Origin of the sequence: Gemmobacter denitrificans, assembly GCF_036964905.1 — a bacterium.
Classification (GTDB): Bacteria; Pseudomonadota; Alphaproteobacteria; order Rhodobacterales; family Rhodobacteraceae; genus Gemmobacter; species Gemmobacter denitrificans.
In genome coordinates this window covers 1-3,399 of record NZ_JBALHR010000040.1, presented here as the reverse complement: position 1 = coordinate 3,399, position 3,399 = coordinate 1, and the positions used below count along the sequence as shown (strand labels likewise).

At 64.9% G+C, this 3,399-nt stretch carries 3 protein-coding genes; all 3 read right to left on the bottom strand.

Features of this window, described 5'->3' with window-relative positions; translation table 11 throughout:
- Positions 1-1,844, bottom strand: a 1,844-nt coding sequence (locus V6590_RS20675) for a S8 family serine peptidase (protein WP_335425602.1), incomplete at its 3' end; no start/stop codon positions are given.
- 35 nt (positions 1,845-1,879) lie between these two features.
- Positions 1,880-2,122, bottom strand: coding sequence for a hypothetical protein (locus V6590_RS20670; protein ID WP_335425600.1), 243 nt, complete (start codon positions 2,120-2,122; stop codon positions 1,880-1,882).
- A 268-nt stretch (positions 2,123-2,390) separates the two neighbouring features.
- Positions 2,391-3,248, bottom strand: a complete 858-nt coding sequence (locus V6590_RS20665) for a hypothetical protein (protein WP_335425599.1) — start codon at positions 3,246-3,248, stop codon at positions 2,391-2,393.
- Positions 3,249-3,399: the final 151 nt, after the last annotated feature.

Sequence of the window (3,399 nt, the reverse complement as noted above, 5' to 3'; positions counted from 1 at the left end):
TCGGAATAGCTGTCGACATTGTAGCGGTCATTGCCGGTGCCGCCCAGCATCGTATCGGCCCCCGCACCGCCATTCAGACTGTCGGCCCCGCGCATCCCGTGCAGCAGATTGGCTGCGGAACTGCCGATCAGAGTGTCATTGCCATCGCCGCCGATGGCATTCTCGATATTGTTGAAGCTGGCGGTCTGACCGGCGATGCTGCCGGCCACACCATCCAGCCGGATCAGCGAATTGCTGGTGACGGCGGCCGCATTCACCGTGTCGAAGCCGCCATTGCTGTCGGTCTTGGTGGTCGCATGTCCGCTGACCCCGGCATAATCGGCATATTCGTCGGTATAGATATAGCGGTCGCCGCTGTCACTGCTGCCGAAGGTCCGGATGACGATATCCGAAACGCTCAGCACATCGACCCCGGCATCATCGACCACGCGCACCGTCCAGGTGCCCCCGGCGCGTTCACCGCGGAAGCCCTGGCTTTCAAAGGTCCAGGTGCCGTTGAAATCCGTGCCGCCGCCGGTATCGCGGATCATCAGCCGCTCGGTCCCGTCGGGCGAGGTCAGATAGACCTCCATATCGGCGGTGAAGGTGGTGGAGAGGGTCATCTCGACAGTCACGCGCTCAACGATATCGTCGAAATTCGCAGTGCCCGAGAAGCTGAGCCCGGTGGTATTGCCGTCCGGGATCACCGTGGCGGCATTCAGCACATCCACGGTATTGGTGGCCTGAGTGCCCGAGGTGCCCGCACTTTCCCCGTTCCGCAGCCAGCTTTCGGCCAGGCGCACGGCCGCATGGGCATCGACCAGGCCATAGCCATAGTCATTGCTGAAATGCATCCCGCCGCCATTCCAGGTGCTGGCAGCGTTCCATTCCCAGGCGAATTCTTCCGATCCCGCCAGCCCGGCGCCGATTTCCGATCCGACATGGCGGGCCGAGGCAGCCAGGATCGTCTGCACGTCGCGCCAGCCCAGATTTTCATTGGCATCAAGCATCAGCCCCACCACGCCGGAGACCATGGGGGCCGCCGAAGATGTGCCGTTGAAGGTGCTGGTGACATCGCCGGGATCATAGCCCTCGGCGCCGCTGCGATCGGTGGTGACCACTTCGCCCGGCGTGCCGAAGCCCGAAACCAGCACGGCGGCACCATAGCTGGAATAGTCGGAGATGAAGCCATCCTGATCGACGGCGGCCACCACGACCTGCCGGGTATCGTTGGTCCAGTCATCCGCGTTCACGTCATAATCCGCACTGCGCGAATTGCCGGCCGATTTCACGATGATCGTGCCCAGACCGCCGCGGCCACTGTTGACCGCCGTGCCGATCGAGGTCTCGATCTCGTCAAAGCGGGCGGCATCATAGCCAAAACCGAATTCGCTGTTCGTGTCATTGCCGATGCCCTGGCTGATATTCACCACATCGGCCAGCGCATTGGTCGCGGATTGGGCAATCGCGTCGCGGATGTTCTGCAACCAGAAATCGCTGATGAGGCTGTGCGTGCGATAGCCGATCAGCTCGGCGCCATGGGCGATGCCCACCACGCCCGATCCGTTGGCCGCCGCCCCGATGATGCCCATCACCGCCGTGCCATGCGCATCGCCCGAAGTGCCGAAGGGATCAAAATCCCCCCCGTCGTAATCGAAATCCAGCGTGGTGTTGTAATTCGGGGCCAGATCGCTGTGCAGGTAATCGAATCCGTCATCGATCACCACGAAACGGACACCGGCCCCGCTATAGGCCGGGCCTTCCAGCGGGTTCCAGACCGGGGCCACGTTCAGATCGAGCAGGCCGAATGTCGGGTTGACCAGATGCCATTGCTGGCTGAGCAGCGGATCGGTTGGCATGGGCATGGCAGTATACTCCTGGAACGGAAAAGGGGTTTGGATCAGTCGGTCAGAATTTCAAGCGTATCGATCACCAGAACCTGCCCCAGACAGCGGGTGGCGATCCCGGTATGTCCGGTCAGGCGCAGGCGGGTGCCGGGGGCGATATCGGCGGCCAGTCCGAAGACCGCTTCGTGGTGCCCGTCATCGGTCAGGATCTCGGGGCATTGGACGCCATTGCCCAGATGATCAAGGCGTCCGGTCACGGTCCGCAAGTCGCGGCCGGCGGGAAGGGGCTTTGACATGCTGGGCTCCGCTCCGAGGGCTGGCAAGGTGGGGTATAGGGCCGGAACGGGCTGGGCGCAGGCCATCATGCCCCCCGACAGGAGAGCAAGGGCCGAAAGATGCAGCAGAATGCCTGCGTATCGCGCCATCACCAGACCATTGAAATGCAGATAGGTCAGAAACTGCGCGACTGTCGCGCAGTTGACGAGTCGTTGCAATCTGTATTAACGGCCTGTCGCCCCGATCCCTGCTTGCCTGCGGCTGCCGCCGGGCGGGCGGCGGTGCGCGTCAGCCCGGCGTGATGAGCTGCAACCGGCTGCCGGGTATGCGGCTCAGCGCGGCCAGATGGGCCAGATCGCGGGCATAAAGCGCCTCCAGCAATGTCCGCTCCCCTGTCGTCCAGGGGGCATAGCCCGGCTGGCCGGGGCCACGGGGCAGTTCGGCGGTCACGCGGCGCACATCCTCGCGGCTGACCTGGCCCTCACGCGCCATGGCATGCAGCCGGTCGATCGCGGCATGCGAATGGCCCAGCCGTTCGGGGGCCCCCAGCAGGGTGAAATCCCCGGGCGGCAATCCGGTGATCCGGGCCAGCAGCGCCGCTTCATGGCCCGACAGATCCTCGGCCCGGTAGAGCAGCAGCGCGCTGTCGGGAAAGGCGGCCTGCAACCGGCGGATCAGCGGCAGCCAGCTCATCGCCTCGGGCGGCCAGAGCAGGAACTGCCGGAAGGTCTGGAACGGCGTGGATTTCAGCGCCTCGCAATAGAGCGAGGGCAGGAAGCCCGCAAAGCCGCGCAGACCCAGCACCAGCAGCGGGCGCTGCAGATCGAGATGCCTTGCGATCTTCAGGGCGCGTTCGGCCGCCTGCGGATAGAGCCCCCGCGCCGTGACGCCCCGCTGCACCAGACCGATGATGTTCTCGTCAAAGACCAGCCGCCAGGGCAGGCCTGCCGGACGTTCGGCAGGGGCGGGTTGGGCGCCGTCATGGCCCTCTTCCATCAGGGGGCGGGTCCAGCGGCGGCGGAACTCGTCCAGTCCGACCCAGGCCAGCCCGGCCGCCTGCAGGCGATCCTGCGACAGGTCGAGCGATTTCTGCAGAAAGGTTGTGCCGGTCTTGTGCAGGCCCAGCCAGAGAATGTCTTGCGCCATGTCGTGCTCCGCTGCCGGTTTCCCCTTAGCCAGAGCCGGGGCCGGATACAACGCCCTCCTGCAGCCCCGTCATGGCGAAGGCCCGCCCCGTTTCGGGGGCGGGCCCTGTCTGCGATCAGCGGGTTGTGTCAGATGACGAGGAAATCGGCGG

Excerpts from the sequence above, each read along its gene's own strand:
- V6590_RS20670 (WP_335425600.1), bottom strand. The coding sequence starts at position 2,122 with ATGTCAAAGCCCCTTCCCGCCGGCCGCGACTTGCGGACCGTGACCGGA.
- V6590_RS20665 (WP_335425599.1), bottom strand. The coding sequence starts at position 3,248 with ATGGCGCAAGACATTCTCTGGCTGGGCCTGCACAAGACCGGCACAACC.